17 protein-coding genes are annotated in these 14862 nt (G+C 70.7%); 6 read left to right on the top strand and 11 right to left on the bottom strand.

Annotated features, from left to right (window positions below):
- Positions 1 to 11: 11 nt before the first annotated feature.
- Positions 12 to 746, bottom strand: coding sequence for a decaprenylphospho-beta-D-erythro-pentofuranosid-2-ulose 2-reductase (gene dprE2, locus IE244_RS07405; protein WP_191871807.1), 735 nt, complete (start codon positions 744 to 746; stop codon positions 12 to 14).
- 218 nt (positions 747 to 964) lie between these two features.
- Here dprE2 and IE244_RS07400 point away from each other — a divergent pair, with 218 nt between their 5' ends.
- The gene (locus tag IE244_RS07400; RefSeq protein ID WP_191871806.1) at positions 965 to 1885 is read left to right on the top strand and encodes a YihY/virulence factor BrkB family protein; all 921 of its coding nucleotides are present in this window, start codon (positions 965 to 967) and stop codon (positions 1883 to 1885) included.
- On the opposite strand, the gene IE244_RS07395 is transcribed toward IE244_RS07400, so the two are convergent.
- Entirely contained in the window at positions 1833 to 3053 is a 1221-nt protein-coding gene (locus IE244_RS07395) for a D-alanyl-D-alanine carboxypeptidase family protein (RefSeq protein ID WP_373305717.1), read from the bottom strand. The two genes, IE244_RS07400 and IE244_RS07395, sit on opposite strands and share 53 nt — an antisense overlap.
- A gap of 91 nt (positions 3054 to 3144) precedes the next feature.
- Between IE244_RS07395 and IE244_RS07390 the strand changes: the two genes are divergently transcribed.
- Positions 3145 to 3384, top strand: coding sequence for an SCO4848 family membrane protein (locus IE244_RS07390; protein ID WP_031164129.1), 240 nt, complete (start codon positions 3145 to 3147; stop codon positions 3382 to 3384).
- A gap of 215 nt (positions 3385 to 3599) precedes the next feature.
- The gene (locus IE244_RS07385) at positions 3600 to 5159 is read left to right on the top strand and encodes an ABC transporter substrate-binding protein (RefSeq protein ID WP_191871804.1); all 1560 of its coding nucleotides are present in this window, start codon (positions 3600 to 3602) and stop codon (positions 5157 to 5159) included.
- A 6-nt stretch (positions 5160 to 5165) separates the two neighbouring features.
- On the opposite strand, the gene IE244_RS07380 is transcribed toward IE244_RS07385, so the two are convergent.
- From IE244_RS07380 to IE244_RS07340, 9 genes are all read right to left on the bottom strand, one after another.
- Complete coding sequence (locus IE244_RS07380; protein WP_191871803.1) at positions 5166 to 5915, bottom strand: TetR/AcrR family transcriptional regulator; 750 nt, start codon at positions 5913 to 5915, stop codon at positions 5166 to 5168.
- 32 nt (positions 5916 to 5947) lie between these two features.
- A complete protein-coding gene (locus tag IE244_RS07375) occupies positions 5948 to 6451 on the bottom strand; it encodes a thiol-disulfide oxidoreductase DCC family protein (protein ID WP_191871802.1) in 504 nt (167 codons plus the stop codon).
- Between the two features lie 5 nt (positions 6452 to 6456).
- Positions 6457 to 6861: a hypothetical protein gene (locus IE244_RS07370; protein WP_191871801.1), complete on the bottom strand. Its 405-nt coding sequence runs from the start codon at positions 6859 to 6861 to the stop codon at positions 6457 to 6459.
- A 94-nt stretch (positions 6862 to 6955) separates the two neighbouring features.
- Positions 6956 to 7366 (bottom strand): VOC family protein, encoded by a 411-nt coding sequence (locus tag IE244_RS07365; protein WP_191871800.1) that lies wholly within the window; start codon positions 7364 to 7366, stop codon positions 6956 to 6958.
- A 111-nt stretch (positions 7367 to 7477) separates the two neighbouring features.
- A complete protein-coding gene (locus tag IE244_RS07360; protein ID WP_031164117.1) occupies positions 7478 to 8257 on the bottom strand; it encodes a succinate dehydrogenase iron-sulfur subunit in 780 nt (259 codons plus the stop codon).
- A complete protein-coding gene (sdhA, locus tag IE244_RS07355) occupies positions 8257 to 10011 on the bottom strand; it encodes a succinate dehydrogenase flavoprotein subunit (RefSeq protein WP_191871799.1) in 1755 nt (584 codons plus the stop codon). Before sdhA ends, IE244_RS07360 begins: the two co-directional genes overlap by 1 nt.
- Positions 10012 to 10030: 19 nt before the next feature.
- Positions 10031 to 10510 carry a succinate dehydrogenase hydrophobic membrane anchor subunit gene (locus IE244_RS07350; protein WP_191871798.1) on the bottom strand — a complete coding sequence of 160 codons (480 nt, stop codon included), beginning with the start codon at positions 10508 to 10510 and terminating at the stop codon, positions 10031 to 10033.
- Between the two features lie 5 nt (positions 10511 to 10515).
- Complete coding sequence (gene sdhC, locus IE244_RS07345; RefSeq protein WP_037685290.1) at positions 10516 to 10896, bottom strand: succinate dehydrogenase, cytochrome b556 subunit; 381 nt, start codon at positions 10894 to 10896, stop codon at positions 10516 to 10518.
- A 192-nt stretch (positions 10897 to 11088) separates the two neighbouring features.
- Positions 11089 to 11625 (bottom strand): 2-oxo-4-hydroxy-4-carboxy-5-ureidoimidazoline decarboxylase, encoded by a 537-nt coding sequence (locus IE244_RS07340; protein ID WP_191871797.1) that lies wholly within the window; start codon positions 11623 to 11625, stop codon positions 11089 to 11091.
- Positions 11626 to 11779: 154 nt separating this feature from the next.
- On the opposite strand from IE244_RS07340, the gene IE244_RS07335 reads away from it, so the two are divergent.
- The 3 genes from IE244_RS07335 (at position 11780) to IE244_RS07325 (ending at position 14705) form a co-directional block, all read left to right on the top strand.
- The gene (locus tag IE244_RS07335) at positions 11780 to 13441 is read left to right on the top strand and encodes a beta-N-acetylhexosaminidase (RefSeq protein ID WP_229853991.1); all 1662 of its coding nucleotides are present in this window, start codon (positions 11780 to 11782) and stop codon (positions 13439 to 13441) included.
- Between the two features lie 91 nt (positions 13442 to 13532).
- Entirely contained in the window at positions 13533 to 14087 is a 555-nt protein-coding gene (locus tag IE244_RS07330; RefSeq protein ID WP_191871795.1) for a hypothetical protein, read from the top strand.
- A gap of 231 nt (positions 14088 to 14318) precedes the next feature.
- Positions 14319 to 14705 (top strand): hypothetical protein, encoded by a 387-nt coding sequence (locus IE244_RS07325; protein ID WP_191871794.1) that lies wholly within the window; start codon positions 14319 to 14321, stop codon positions 14703 to 14705.
- Positions 14706 to 14862: the final 157 nt, after the last annotated feature.

Raw genomic sequence — 14862 nt, 5'->3', positions numbered from 1 at the left:
CGCCGGGATCCTCACAGCGGCAGCTGTCGGAACAGCGCCCTGGGCATGTGCCGCAGGGCCGACATCACCAGCCGCAGCGCTCCCGGCACCCAGACCACCTCCGAACGGCGGCGCAGGCCCAGTTCGATGGCCGTGGCGACCGCCTCCGGAGTCGTCGTGAAAGGGCCCTCCCCGCGGACGTACCCCGGCCGCACGACCATGACATGCGCCCCCGTGCCGTGCAGGGCGTCGCCGAGGCCCTGGGCGAAGGCGTCGAGGCCGGCCTTGCTGGAGCCGTAGATGAAGTCGGCGCGGCGGGCCCGCTCGCCGGCGACCGAGGAGAGGACCACCAGGGAGCCGTGGCCCTGGGTCTGCAGCGCCCGGGCGGCCACCAGGCCGGCGGAGACGGCTCCGGTGTAGTTGGTCTGGGCGACCTGCACGGCGCGCACCGGATCGCGCTCGTCGTGGGCCTGGTCGCCGGGGAGGCCGAAGGCGAGCAGTACCAGGTCGATGTCGCCCTCGGCGAACACCTTGCCGAGGACGGTCTCGTGGGACCCGGTGTCGAGTGCGTCGAAGGCGACGGTGCGCACGTCCGCGCCGAGCGTGCGCAGATCCTCGGCGGCCTGTTCCAGGGCCGGGGAGGGGCGGCCCGCGAGCCACACCGTGCGGGTGCGGCGGGCGATCAGCCGGCGTGCGGTGGCCAGCGCGATGCCGGACGTGCCGCCGAGGACGAGCAGGGACCGGGGGAGACCGAAGGCGTCCTTCACAGCAGCTCCTGGAGTTCTGGGGCGGGGGCTAGAGGCCGAGCCGGCGGGCGAGGTCGGAGACGAACACCCCGCGCGGGTCCAGCCGGCGGCGCAGCGCGCGATGTCGGTGACCGTATCGCCCCACTATGGGTAGTCAGTTACGGAACATTCGCCCGCTCCACACAATGGGGCATTAGTGGGATGTCATACGAGCGTGCCGGCAGGGGCAGGGACGGATCATGGACTGGCTGAAGAGACTCCCCGGCATCGGGCCGGTCGTCACGCGCCTGATGACCACGCACGCGTGGCGCTGCTACGAACGGCTGGACCGGGTGAAGTGGGCCCGGCTGGCCGCCGCCATGACGTTCGTCAGCTTCGTGGCGCTGTTCCCGCTGCTGACCCTGGCCGCCGCGGTCAGCGCCGCCACGCTCAGCGAGGACCGGCAGAGGACGGTCCAGACCAAGATCGCCGAGCAGTTCCCCGGCGTCGTCTCCGACCAGCTGGACCTCAGCTCGCTGGTCCAGAACGCCGGCACCGTCGGTGTCATCGCGGGCGCCGTGCTGCTGTTCATCGGCATCGGCTGGGTGGGTCAGGTGCGGGACTGCCTGCGCGCGGTCTGGGAGTTGCCCGACCAGCAGCAGAACCCGCTGGTGCTCAAGGCCAAGGACGCCGGCATCCTGCTCGGCCTGGGCGGGGCCCTGCTGGTCACGCTCGCCGCGTCCACCCTCGCCTCGGCCGCCGTCGGCCTGGTCTCGCGCCATCTCGGCCTGGCCGAGCACGGCTGGGGCAGCGCGCTGCTGCGGGTCGCCGCGTTCGCCGTCGCCGTGCTCGGCGACTTCCTGGTCCTGCTCTACGTCCTGACCCTGCTGCCCGGGGTCGAACCGCCGCGCCGCCGCCTGCTGGTGGCGGCGCTGCTCGGCGCGGTCGGCTTCGAACTGCTCAAGCTGCTGCTGAGCGGCTACATCCAGGGAGTGGCCGCGAAGAGCATGTACGGCGCGTTCGGTGTCCCCGTGGCGCTGCTGCTGTGGATCAACTTCACGTCGAAACTCGTCCTGTTCTGCGCCTCCTGGACGGCGACGCAGGGCAAGGAGGCGGCGGCCGTCGAGGTCACGGGCGCGACCGGCGGCGCATCAGGTCCGGCAGCGGCCACCGGCGGTTGATCAGGAACGCCCCGCCCGCGAGCAGTACCAGCACCCCGCCCGCGATGGCCGCGGCGGTGCCGACGCCGCCGGATCCGGAGGTGGCACCGGCCACCGGCCTGGCCCCGGAGCCGCCGGCCTCCGCGGAGCGTCCGGCGGAGGCGCTGGGCGCGGCGCTCGGCACGGCGTTCCTCGGCGGCACCAGCTCGCCCACCGGGGTGACCTTGCCGGCCGCCTGGAAGCCCCAGTCCAGGAGCTTCGCGCTCTCCTTGTAGACCTCGTTGTGCTCGTGCTTCTGCGGGTTCATCACCGTGACCAGCAACACCTTGCCGTTGCGCTCGGCGACGCCGGTGAACGTGGCGCCCGCGTCGGTGGTGTTGCCGTTCTTCACCCCGGCGATGCCCTGGTAGACCGGCACGTCGGTGTCGCCGCTCAGCAGCCGGTTGGTGTTGCGGATCTCACCGGACTCGAACCTGGCGCTCACGGTCGAGCAGTAGTCGCGGAAGTCCTTCTTCTGCAGCCCGGACCGGGCGAACAGCGTCAGGTCGTACGCCGAGGACACCTGTCCCGGCTCGTCGTAGCCGTCGGGGGAGATCACGTGGGTGTCCAGGGCCTGGAGTTCGCCGGCGTGGTCCTGCATGTCCCTGACGGTCTGCGCGACCCCGTCGTTCATCGCGGACAGCACGTGCACGGCGTCGTTGCCCGAGCGCAGGAAGACACCGAGCCACAGGTCGCGGACGGTGTAGGAGCGGCCCTCCTTTATCCCGACCACGCTGGAGCCGACGCCCACGCCCGCGAGGTCGGCCGGCGCCACCTTGTGCTCCATGGTCTTGGGGAACCGGGGCAGCAGGGTGTCCGCGAACAGCATCTTCAGGGTGCTGGCCGGGGGCAGCCGCCAGTGCGCGTTGTGCGCGGCGAGCACCTCGCCGGACTCCGCGTCGGAGACGATCCAGGAGCGGGCGGTGAGGTCCTTGGGCAGCACGGGGACACCCGGGGCGAGGTTCACCTGCGTGCCGGGCTGCCCGAGCCGCTCCCCGCCCACGGTGGACATGCGGGCCGGGGGCGTCGCCGTCGGACTCGCCGACGGGCTGGGGGCGGCGAGGGCGGCGGGCGCGGTGACGGACAGGGACAGCAGGGCGGCGGGGGCGGCCAGCAGGAATCGCCGGCCGGTCTTCTTCGGAGCGGACACGGTCGAGAACGTACCTTTTGTCGGCCCTGGAGTCCCATGACGCAGCTCACCCCCGGCACGGAACCGGACAGCCGGCGGTGATACTGGTGCCATGAAGCTCAGCCGCCCGGTCTCCTGGTTCCTGCTCGTTTTCGGGGTGTGGTCCTGGGTCATCTGGGTCACTTTCGTCAAGAACTTGATCAAGGACGCCAGCGGTCTGGCCTTCGATCACGGCCACCCGACCGCGTACTTCTGGGTGCACCTGCTGCTGGCGGTCGTCTCCTTCGTATGGGGGACGGTCATCGGCGTCATCGGGTTGCGCGGACTGCGAGCCCTGCGCCGCACGTCATAGCCGACCTCCCCGGCACCCCCACGGAACCGCTCCCACGCCTGTGAAGGCACTGTGAAACCAGGCGGAAACAACGCCTCGGTAAGTTCTTGCACATCTGGTCAGAAAGCCCTTCCCCCCGCTGAAACAGGTGTGATTAGGTGAGCCGCGCCACTAGGGGGTGGCGAAACAGTGCTGGCCAGGGGTAGGGCCTTTGAAGGCCTGGGGAGGGCACCACCATGCGATCTGTTCGCATGCGCGTTCTCGTGACACTGCTCGTGCTCGCGGTCGTGGGAATCGGCGGCTGGCAGCTGCTGCCGTCGCAGGGGAACAAGAACAGGACCATCACGGTCGGTACGACGGACGCCGTCACGGACCTCGACCCGGCCGGTGCCTACGACGCCGGTTCCTGGGCGCTGTTCAGCAATGTCTTCCAGTCGCTGCTGACGTTCGAGCCGGGCGGTGTCGAGCCGGTCCCGGACGCGGCACAGAGCTGCGCCTTCCAGGGCAGCGGCCTGCGCACGTACCGGTGCACGCTGCGCTCCGGCATCACCTTCCCGAGCGGGCGCGCGATGACGGCCGAGGACGTGAAGTACTCCTTCGACCGCGTCAAGAAGATCAACTCCGAGGTCGGCCCGGCGTCGCTGTTCTCCACGCTCGGCTCGGTGACCGCCGACAGCGCGACGAGCGTCACCTTCCATCTGTCGTCCCCGGACGCCACCTTCCCGCTGAAGGTCGCCACGGGCGCCGGGTCGATCGTGGACAAGGACAGCTACCCGGCCGGCTCCCTGCGCACCGGTACGGCGGTCGACGGCACGGGCCCGTACACGCTGGCGTCGTACACCAAGGGCGAGCAGGCCGAACTGCGGCCCAACGGGCGCTACAAGGGCGACCTCGGCGGCACCGGCCGCCCCGTCGAGCTGCGCTACTACGCCGACTCGGCGAAACTCGACAGCGCCTGGAAGTCGGGCCGCGTCGACGTCGCCACCCGTGACCTGCCGCCGCACGTGCTCTCCCAGCTGAACCCGAGCGATCCCGGCCAGCGCGTCACCGAGTCCGACAGCGCCGAGACCCGCAACCTGTACCTCAACACCCGTCCGGCCTCCCCGCTGCGCGATGTGCGGGTGCGGCGCGCGATGGCCTGGCTGGTCGACCGCGAGCAACTGGCCGCGACGGTCTACGAGGGCACGGTCGACCCGCTGTACTCGCTGATCCCGACCGGCATCACCGGCCACACCACCTCCTTCTTCGACGACTACCCGAAGCAGAGCGTGCAGCAGGCGCGAGAGCTGCTCACCCAGGCGGGGGTGAGCCTGCCGGTGCGCTTCACCCTCGGCTACGGCAGGAACCGGGGCGCCGGTGAGCAGGAGGCCGCGGCGCTGAAGAGGCAGCTGGAGGCGGGCGGCCTGTTCAAGGTGGACGTCAGGGGGTACGAGTGGACCGACTTCCAGAAGCGCTGGGCGGCCGGGAAGATGGACGCGTGGGCGGTCGGCTGGGTGCCCGACTATCCCGACCCCGACACCTTCGGCGGCCCGCTCGTCGGCACCGGGTCCACGCTGGCCACCGGGTACAGCAACAAGCTGGTCGACCATCTCGTGCTGGACAGCCAGCAGTTCGCCGACCGCAGCCGGGCCGCGAACGACTTCAAGGCCATCCAGCAGGACATCGCCCGGGACGTCCCGCTGATCCCGCTGTGGCAGCGCAAGTCGTACGTGGTGAGCACCGAGGACGTGGGCGGCGGCCAGTACCTGGACGACGGCACGGGCGTGTTCCGCCTGTGGCGCCTGCAGTGGATCTGACCCGGATCACTCCTCCTTCTTCCGCCCCTTGGTCCGCGGGTCCGGCAGTGCCCTCGTCATGCCGGGCAGGAAGTCCGTGAACAGTTCATGGACCTCCAGGACCAGGGGGCGCAGCACGCGGAAGCGGGCGAGCGCCACTCCGCGGGCGGTCAGCCGGGCGCCGCGGCGGGCCAGGCGGTAGCTGCGCTCGCGGTCCTCGGTGCGGTCGAAGATCCAGTACAGGACCAGGCCCATCTGGGAGAGCCACATCAATTCCGGGAGGATGTCCCGCAGTTCGGGGGCGACCTTGGACTTCGAGCCCGCCAGCACCTCCCGGTGCACCCCGATGGCCTCCTCCCGGGCGTGCTCGCTCTCCGGCGAGAAGGGGCTGAGCGGGCTGTCGGGGTCGGCGGCGTTCTTGAAGAACTGCACGGCGAACTCGTGGTACGGCCGGGCGATGTCGAGCCACACGGTCAGTACGCCCGCGAGCCGCGCCTCCAGGTCGGTCTCCCGGTCCAGAACCTCGCGGACCGCCGCCCGGTGCTCGGCGGCGAGCCGGTCGTAGAAGCCCTGGATCAGGTGTTCCTTGCCCGCGAAGTAGTAGTAGGCGTTGCCGACGGAGACCCCGGCCTCCTGGGCGATGGCCCGCATGGTGGTCTTGTCGTACCCGCGCTCCTGGAACAACCGCATGGCGGTCTCCAGGATCAGCGCGCGGGTCTGCTCGGACTTGCTGCTGGGGGAGCCGGCCGTCTCGGGGCCGTCGTTCTTCGCGGGCACGGTAGAAGAGCCTAACGAGTGCGGTGGCGGAGCTAACCGGTGGCGCAGGACCCGTCCGAGCAGGGCGGCGGGCTGTAGCTCCAGCCCCTGCTGGGGTGGTACGTCCACCCGTCCGACCGGCGGTAGGTCTGATGCCCGCCCCCCTGCGACCTGCCCCCCTGCGACCCGCGCCACTTCGCCGCCGCGAGCACCGCGCCGCGGGCGAGCCGGGCGCCGGCCGGAGTGCTCAGCCGGTGGGCGAGGGGGCGGTGCTCGCGCAGGGCCCACAGGACGACGATCCAGGCGCGGGCGCCCCGGTAGACCTGACCCAGGTCGCCGACGACGGTCACCTCGTCGAGGGTGGCGCGGTGGTCGAGCCCGGGGAAGCGGGCCCGGGCCCGGTCCGAGCCCGCCGGCAGCAGCTCCAGCGGCACCAGCTGCGGCTGCCGTACGAGCCAGTTGCGCAGGTGCGTGCACAGGCCGCACTCGGCGTCGTACAGGACGGTCAGCCCGCGGACCGGGGCGCGCGTGGCGCCCCGGTCCTGCGGAGTGGTCACGGCGGTCACGCCCCGGCCGCCGGGGCGATCCACTCCTGCGGGGTGACCGGCGGCAGCTGCTCGCGCTCCATGATCCCGCGCCGGCGGATCCGGTTGAGCACGTACACGTTGCCCAGGTGCATCCCGCCGAGCACCAGCAGGACCACGCCCAGCTTGGTCGACAGGGCCTCGAAGATCCCGCGGGTGTCCTCGATCGTCTCGTCCCCGCTCAGGTACAGCGCCACGAAGCCGAGGTTGACCAGGTAGAAGCCGACGACCAGGAGGTGGTTGACGGCGTCCGCGAGCTTTTCGTCGCGCAGTACGTCGGCGAGGAAGACCCGGCCGTTACGGCTGAGCGTGCGGGCCACCCAGATGGTCAGCCCGATGCTGACGACCAGGTAGATGACGTAGGCGATGACGGTGCGGTCCATGCCCCACCCCTTCTTGAACGCGTTCAAAACGCTGACAGGGATGACTGTAGACCTGTTTTTGAACGTGTTCAACCCGGCAGGGGGGCGGGCGGGGTCAGTAACGGCGGCCCAGCTCCGGGCGCTTGGTGTAGTCCGTGAACCCGAGGACGTTGCCCCACGGATCGGCGAACTCCACGGTCCAGCCGGTGGCCACGCGGAACACCTCGTCCAGCGGTGCGATGCCGGCCGCGGCCAGCTCCCGCGCCGCCGCCCGTGCGTCCGGCACCTCCAGCCAGACGCGCGGCGAGGGCCACGGCGGCGTCCGGTGTCCCAGCGCCTCCTCGGCGCGCAACAGGATCCCGGGCATCTCCCCGCCGACCCTCAGCTGCGCGATCCCGGCCTCGTCGAACCGGAACCCCACGGTGAACCCGGCCCGCTGGTAGAAGTCGAGGGCCTCGCCGAGGGCGCCGACGGGGAGCAGCACGTTGTCGAAACCGAGCAGTTCGTACGACTCTTCGTCTGACATGTCGTCACATTAGAACCGAGGGTCGGTGAAATCCGACAAAAACGCCCGAGGGCCCTGCTTCCGGAGGATCGGAAGCAGGGCCCTCGGGCCGGCTGCGGATGACCGCGAAGATCAGTAGCGGCGCGTGATGAGCGCGCGCTTCACTTCCTGGATCGCCTTGGTGACCTCGATGCCACGCGGGCAGGCGTCCGTGCAGTTGAAGGTCGTACGGCAACGCCACACGCCGTCACGGTCGTTGAGGATCTCCAGGCGCTGCTCGCCCGCCTCGTCACGGCTGTCGAAGATGAAGCGGTGGGCGTTCACGATCGCGGCCGGACCGAAGTACTGGCCGTCGTTCCAGAACACCGGGCAGGAGGAGGTGCAGGCGGCGCAGAGGATGCACTTCGTCGTGTCGTCGAAGCGCTCGCGGTCCTCGGCGGACTGCAGACGCTCGCGCGTCGGCTCGTTCGTCTCCTTGGTGACCAGGAACGGCATGACGTCCCGGTACGCCTGGAAGAACGGCTCCATGTCCACGACCAGGTCCTTCAGGACCGTCAGGCCCTTGATGGGCTCGACCGTGATCGGCTTCTCGGGGTTGATGTCCTTGATCAGCGTCTTGCAGGCAAGACGGTTCTTGCCGTTGATCCGCATCGCGTCCGAGCCGCAGATGCCGTGCGCGCACGAGCGGCGGAAGGTGAGGGTGCCGTCGACGTCCCACTTGATCTTGTGGAGGCCGTCGAGGACACGCTCCTTCGGGTCGATCTCCAGCTGGAAGTCTTCCCAGACCGCCTCCGCCGAGACCTCCGGGTTGAACCGGCGGATCCGGAAGGTGACCGTGATGTAGGGGGAGTCGGCGAAGCCGGGCTCGGGCCGGCCGGCGGCCTCATCCTTGTCCAGAACGGGGGTTGCCATCAGTACTTACGCTCCATCGGCTGGTAGCGGGTCTGGACGACCGGCTTGTAGTCGAGACGGACGGTTTCCGAGCCGTCGGCGCCGACCTCGCGGTACGCCATGGTGTGGCGCATGAAGTTGACGTCGTCGCGGTTCGGGTAGTCCTCGCGGTAGTGACCGCCGCGGGACTCCTTGCGGGCCAGCGCGGACACCGCCATGACCTCGGCCAGGTCGAGCAGGTTGCCCAGCTCGATCGCCTCCAGGAGGTCCGTGTTGAACCGCTTGCCCTTGTCCTGGATCGCCACGTTCTTGTAGCGCTCGCGCAGCTCGGCGATCTTCTCGACGGCCGTCTTGATCGTCTGCTCGGTGCGGAACACCATGACGTTGGCGTCCATGGTCTCCTGCAGCTCGCGACGGAGCGTGGCCACGCGCTCGTTGCCCGTGGAGTTGCGCAGCTGCTCGATCTGCTCGACGACGAGGGTCTCCGGGTTCTCCGGCAGCTCCACGAAGTCGGCCTTCGCCGAGTACTCGGCGGCGGCGATGCCCGCGCGGCGGCCGAAGACGTTGATGTCCAGCAGCGAGTTGGTGCCGAGACGGTTGGCGCCGTGCACGGAGACACAGGCGACCTCGCCGGCCGCGTACAGGCCCGGGACGACGGTGGTGTTGTCCGCCAGGACCTCACCCTCGACGTTCGTCGGGATGCCGCCCATCGCGTAGTGCGCGGTCGGCTGGATCGGGATCGGGTCCGTGTACGGCTCGATGCCGAGGTACGTACGCGCGAACTCGGTGATGTCCGGGAGCTTGGCGTCCAGCTGCTCCGGCGGCAGGTGCGTGAGGTCGAGGTAGACGTGGTCGCCCTCGGGACCACAGCCGCGGCCCTCGCGGATCTCCGTGTAGATGGAGCGGGACACGACGTCACGGGACGCCAGGTCCTTCATGACGGGAGCGTACTTCTCCATGAAGCGCTCGCCGTCCTTGTTGCGCAGGATGCCGCCCTCACCGCGGGCACCCTCGGTGAGCAGGATGCCCATGCGCCAGATGCCGGTCGGGTGGAACTGGAAGAACTCCATGTCCTCCAGCGGCAGGCCCCGGCGGTAGACGGCGGCCTGGCCGTCTCCGGTGAGGGTGTGCGCGTTGGAGGTCACCTTGAAGAACTTGCCGCAGCCGCCGGAGGCGTAGATGACGGCCTTCGCCTGGAAGACGTGGATCTCGCCGGTCGCCAGCTCGTAGGCGACGACACCGGCCGAGCGCTTGACGCCGTCGACCTCGGTGATCAGCTGGTCCAGGACGTAGAACTCGTTGAAGAACTCCACGCCCTCCTTGACGCAGTTCTGGTACAGCGTCTGGAGGATCATGTGGCCGGTGCGGTCCGCGGCGTAGCAGGACCGGCGCACCGGCGCCTCGCCGTGGTTGCGGCTGTGACCGCCGAAGCGGCGCTGGTCGATGGTGCCGTCCTTGGTGCGGTTGAACGGCAGGCCCATCTTCTCCAGGTCGAGGACGGCGTCGATGGCCTCCTTCGCCAGGATCTCGGCGGCGTCCTGGTCGACCAGGTAGTCACCGCCCTTGACCGTGTCGAAGGTGTGCCACTCCCAGTTGTCCTCCTCCACGTTGGCGAGCGCGGCGGCCATGCCGCCCTGCGCGGCGCCCGTGTGGGAGCGGGTGGGGTACAGCTTGGTCAGCACCGCGGTGCGGCTGCGCTTCGTCGCCTCGATGGCGGCGCGCATGCCCGCGCCACCGGCGCCGACGATGACGGTGTCGTACTTGTGGATCTTCATGATTCTCGCAGCCCCGTGCCTAGCGGATGTTCGGGTCGAAGGTGAAGATCACCAGCGTGCCCAGCAGGATGGTCCACACCGTGGCGGTGTACAGCAGGGCCTTCAGCCACATGCGGGAGCTCGCGCGCTCCGCGTAGTCGTTGATGACCGTGCGCAGGCCGTTGGCGCCGTGCAGCATCGCGAGCCACAGCATCAGCAGGTCCCAGACCTGCCACCAGGGGGAGGCCCAGCGGCCGGCCACGAAGGCGAAGCCGATCTTGGAGACACCGCCGTCCAGCACGAGCTGGATCAGCAGGTGGCCGAGGACCAGGACGACCAGCACGATGCCGGACAGGCGCATGAACAGCCAGGCCGCCAGCTCGAAGTTGCCCCGGGTCGACTTCGGGGTCTTCTTGGTGCGCTTGCGCGGCGCCTCGATCAGCGGGGCGGGGTTGTCGACGTCGTAGGCGGCGCCCTCGACGGGGCCGACGCCGGACGGGGTGGTTTCAGTCGTGGACATCGGCGTCAGCTCCCAAAGAGAACGCGGGCGGCGTGGCCGAGGACCGGGTAGACGGCCCCGAGCATCAGCACGATCCAGACACCCATCACGGTCCAGAACATCTGCTTCTGGTAGCGCGGGCCCTTCGACCAGAAGTCGACGGCGATGACGCGCAGGCCGTTGAGCGCGTGGAAGAGGATGGCGGCGACGAGGCCGTACTCCAGCAGCGCGACGATCGGCGTCTTGTACGTGGCTACGACCTTGTCGTAGTCCTCGGGGGAGACACGCACGAGAGCGGTGTCCAGCACGTGAACGAACAGGAAGAAGAAGATGAGGACGCCGGTGACTCGGTGAGCCACCCAGGACCACATTCCTTCCCGGCCGCGGTACAGCGTTCCAGCCGGCACGGAAGAACCCTCCGGGAGCGGGGACTAGGGCCGCGCCGGCTTCACTGTCGGTCGGGCCCGGCCGGGTACGGTCCACCGGCCCCCAGCATCGTAGCCATGCGCTGCGCCGTGCTTTACGGGGGGCCTACCTTGTGTGATCAAATTGGCACCGGATGGGTTAGGGGGCGTACGGCTACGCGGCGGTGTGTCCCGTTATTTACCGACTGCGGGTGCGTTGTGGCTGGTCGCGCCCCTTAGGCAGGTGCCCAGCCTGCTTCTTGCGAGGCGCCGGAGTTGCTCCGCCGCCACGACCCGTTCGTCTTCCGGGTCGTTCGCCCATCGTGTGCGGATCGCTTCGAGGATGCGGTCGATGGCCTCGTCCGGGTGGGCGTCACCCAGATAGATGACGAACGCGTGCCCGAATCTCGCCTCGTAGGCGGCGTGGGCCGCGCTCAGGGCCATATGGGCCGCCGAGTAGGTGTCCTCGGGCAGGTCGGGGAGCGATTCCCCGGCGAGGGCCTCCGAAAGGTCGGCCGGCGACAGGTCGTACGCCGCCTCGTCCGCCGCGGCCAGGAGGGAGTCCAGGTCGGGGTAGGGGCGGTGGTCCGCGATGCGGTGGGACCAGCGCCGGCTGTTCAGGCAGTGCAGCAGCACAGCGCGGGCCTCGTCGGCGGGGGCGGTGTTGAAGGCGTCGAGAGGCTTGGGGAGATACGGGAGGCGATGGGCGGGCAGCGTGGGTCCTCGCGTCACATGTGGCGTGGCAGGGGATGCTGTGAAAGGTGTGTCGTCAGGTTATCGAGAGTGGTCACTGTGTGTCCGTGCGATGCCTGAAATTCACCCGGACGGGAGAGTTTCGGAACGCCTCGATGACGAAGGAAGCCCGGATCGGTCGTACGTTGGCACGGTGACCCAGCACAGGCGCCGCACGTCGGCGCAGCAGGTGATACGCAAACGGGCGGTCGTGGCCGCCGCGTTCGTCGGGACCGTGGCGCTCGGCACGGGGGTCGGCGTGTGGGCCTCGTCGGGCGGCGGCGGGAAACCGGCAGGGGGTGCGCGGCAGCAGCAGTCGTCGTCCGCCCGGGTGGCCGGCACCGACTCCGGCTCGGCGGCCACACCCCCGGCGAGTCCGCGGCCCGGCCGGACCTATCCGCTGTCCCCGGCGCCGCGCACGATACCCGCGGTGCGCTCCCACACCCCGGAGCGGGGACCGGGCTGGCAGCCGCGGAAGGCGGACCGCGTGGTGATCGGCGCCGCGGGTCTGGCCGACGAGGGGCGGCTGATAGCCGGCGAGCTCGGGCTCACCTACGCCGGCCGGAAGGACGACGTGCGGCCGGGGGACGTCCGGCTCACGCTCGGCGGGGGCGGGAACCAGGAGTCGTACACGATGACCGTCCGCGACGGGCGGGTGGACATCAGCGGCCCCGGTGAGGCCGGTGTCTTCTACGGCACCCGCACGCTGAAGCAGGAGGTCCACGGCGGCGGTACGGCGCCCGAGGGGGTCGTACGGGACGCGCCCGCCAAGCCGGTGCGCGGGTTCATGCTGGACATCGCGCGCAAACCGTACTCCGAGTCCTGGATCGAGGACCGAATACGGGAGCTCGGCGACCTGAAGTTCAACGAACTGGGGCTGCACTTCTCCGACGACCAGGCCTTCCGCATCGAGTCCGGCACCCACCCCGAGATCGTCTCGCCGGACCATCTGAGCAAGGCACAGGTGGAGCGGATCGTCGCCCTGGCGAACAGCCGGCACATCACCGTCGTCCCCGAGATCGACTCGCCCGGGCACCTGGGCGCCGTCCTCGCCGCCCATCCCGACCTTCAGCTGCGCAACGCGAGCGGAACCCCCACCAAGGGCGCGATCGACATCTCCAAGCCCGCCTCCGCCAGGATCGTCGACGATCTGCTGAACGAGTACGCGGGGCTGTTCACCGGCGACCAGTGGCACCTCGGCGGCGACGAGTACCAGGCGCTGACCGTGAAGGACCCGCAGGCCTCGTATCCGCAGCTGGCCGCCGCCGCCCGGCGGAAGTACGGCTCCGGCGGCACCGTCGCCGACCTCGCCACCGGCTGGCTGAACGACCGCGCCGCCACCGTCCGCGCCCACGGCAGGACCGTGCGGGCCTGGAACGACGGCTTCTACCGCGGGACCTCCGTGCAGGCCGCCAAGGACCTCCAGGTCGCCTACTGGACCGGCAAGGAGATCGGCGCCCGGCCGCCCCTGGAGTACCTGGCCGCGGGGCGCAGGGTGCTCAACCACAACGACGAGTTCCTCTACTACGTCCTCGGCCAGCCGCAGACCTTCGTGTATCCCACCGGGCAGCGGATCTACGAGCAGTGGAACCCGCGCGTGCTGCGCGGCACGGCCGCCGTACCGGCGCGCTACGACGGGCAGATCCCCGGCGGCTCGTTCGCTGTGTGGTCCGACTTCCCGAACGCGCAGACGGAGGCGCAGGTCGCGGCCGGGATCCGGTTGCCGCTGCGGGCCACCGTGCAGAAGCTGTGGGACCCGGGCAAGCCGGCACTGTCCTGGCCGGACTTCCGGAGCCTGGCGGACCGGCTTGGCTGAAAACGCCCGCTGTGACACTCCCGCGCCGTAGCACGCAGTAAGGGGAAGTGCGGGCTCCGTACCGGTCGGTGCCCTGGCGAGGGAGACATTCATGAGCCTGGTGGAACGCATCGCGCAGGCCGACGAACGCGGACTGGCTGCCAGCGGGCTGGCTTGTTTGGACCGGTGCCTGCCTCTGCTCGGCGCCGACGACGATCTGCTCCGGCCCCTGTGGGCGAGCCTCGCCGACGGCTCCGACTGGAGCGCGGGCCTGGACAGGGCCCGGGCCGCCCTCGGCGCCGGGCAGCCGGACGACGAGGTCGCGCTGCTCGCCCGGCGCATGCTGGAGGCGGCCCCGGCCGAGCGCACCGCCGAGGCGGTACGGCCCTGGGCCGACGCCTGCTCGGTCGCCTCGCTGCGGATCCACCGGCTGCTCGATCCCGCCGCGGACGGCACGGCGGCGGCGGACGGCCTGGCCGCCGGGCGCGCCGGTGACACGGCGGATCTGCCTCCGCTGGTCGCGGCCGAGCTGCGCCGGCAGACGGCGGTACTGGAGCTGGTCGCCGAACACGGTCCGCACGGCCTGCGCCGCGCGCTGGACCTCTCGATCGAGGGCCGGCGGGTGCTGCGGGCGGTGGTCTCGCGCCGGGCTCGCACCGGGGCCTGAGCCGCACCGCCGACGCCGGCCGCGAGCGCCCCGACGGGGCACGGACGAGGGCGCCGGCAGGCACCAGGGGCCCGCACCCGCGCCCGGCCGTTTCAAACCCCCTGCGTGGGCGAGTCCTGTGACCGTCGTGCGGTCGGCGTGGGGCGGTTCTGCGGGAGTCGGCACAGCGGTTCGGAAAGGCGTGACGGCCGCGCCGCGCCGCTCGCTCTTCCCTATGTGACAGCCCAGGACGTGACAGCACAGCAGGAGACCAGGCCGCACGCCGCGGCGAAGCCCGTACGGTGGGCCGCGGACACCGTGGCGACCATGCGCGAGGGCGCCCGGGTGCGGCTCGACTACTCGGCACAGAGCCTGTGGCGGGTCGACCGGATGATCGAGGAGATCCGGCGCGAGGCGCCGCCGCCCGCCGCCGTGGAGAGCGTGCTGCGCGGCTTCGGCGCCTACGCCGGTGAGGTCATCGTCCGCCAGACCGGTGCCGAGTGGTGGGCGGCCGGCGGCGACCACTGGGTGCGCACCCCCGACGGCCGGCTCTGGGACCCCGTCGAGGAGGCCCGGCGCTGCTTCGCCGGTCACGGCTCGCTGCGCCTGCTGTGCCGGGACGCGACCGGCTCCCGTTGACCGGGCGCGGCGACCTGTACGCCGACGGGCGGGGCGCGACCGCCGACCGGGTGACAGCGCCGCGCCCCACGGACCCTGTGACACTTCTGTGCGGCCCGGCGCTGATCACCGTGGAGGGCGGAGACACGGCCGCAGCGTGTCGGACCGTGAGGGACGA

This window comes from Streptomyces filipinensis (assembly GCF_014649495.1).
GTDB lineage: Bacteria > Actinomycetota > Actinomycetes > Streptomycetales > Streptomycetaceae > Streptomyces > Streptomyces filipinensis.
This window is presented reverse-complemented; position numbering and strand designations above follow the sequence as displayed.

What these genes read in the sequence shown, in the direction of transcription:
- IE244_RS07400 (WP_191871806.1), top strand. Translation starts at nt 965, where the DNA reads ATGGACTGGCTGAAGAGACTCCCCGGCATCGGGCCGGTCGTCACGCGC.
- IE244_RS07390 (WP_031164129.1), top strand. Translation starts at nt 3,145, where the DNA reads ATGAAGCTCAGCCGCCCGGTCTCCTGGTTCCTGCTCGTTTTCGGGGTG.
- IE244_RS07385 (WP_191871804.1), top strand. Translation starts at nt 3,600, where the DNA reads ATGCGATCTGTTCGCATGCGCGTTCTCGTGACACTGCTCGTGCTCGCG.
- IE244_RS07370 (WP_191871801.1), bottom strand. Translation starts at nt 6,861, where the DNA reads ATGGACCGCACCGTCATCGCCTACGTCATCTACCTGGTCGTCAGCATC.
- IE244_RS07365 (WP_191871800.1), bottom strand. Translation starts at nt 7,366, where the DNA reads ATGTCAGACGAAGAGTCGTACGAACTGCTCGGTTTCGACAACGTGCTG.
- IE244_RS07360 (WP_031164117.1), bottom strand. Translation starts at nt 8,257, where the DNA reads ATGGCAACCCCCGTTCTGGACAAGGATGAGGCCGCCGGCCGGCCCGAG.
- sdhA (WP_191871799.1), bottom strand. Translation starts at nt 10,011, where the DNA reads ATGAAGATCCACAAGTACGACACCGTCATCGTCGGCGCCGGTGGCGCG.
- IE244_RS07350 (WP_191871798.1), bottom strand. Translation starts at nt 10,510, where the DNA reads ATGTCCACGACTGAAACCACCCCGTCCGGCGTCGGCCCCGTCGAGGGC.
- IE244_RS07330 (WP_191871795.1), top strand. Translation starts at nt 13,533, where the DNA reads ATGAGCCTGGTGGAACGCATCGCGCAGGCCGACGAACGCGGACTGGCT.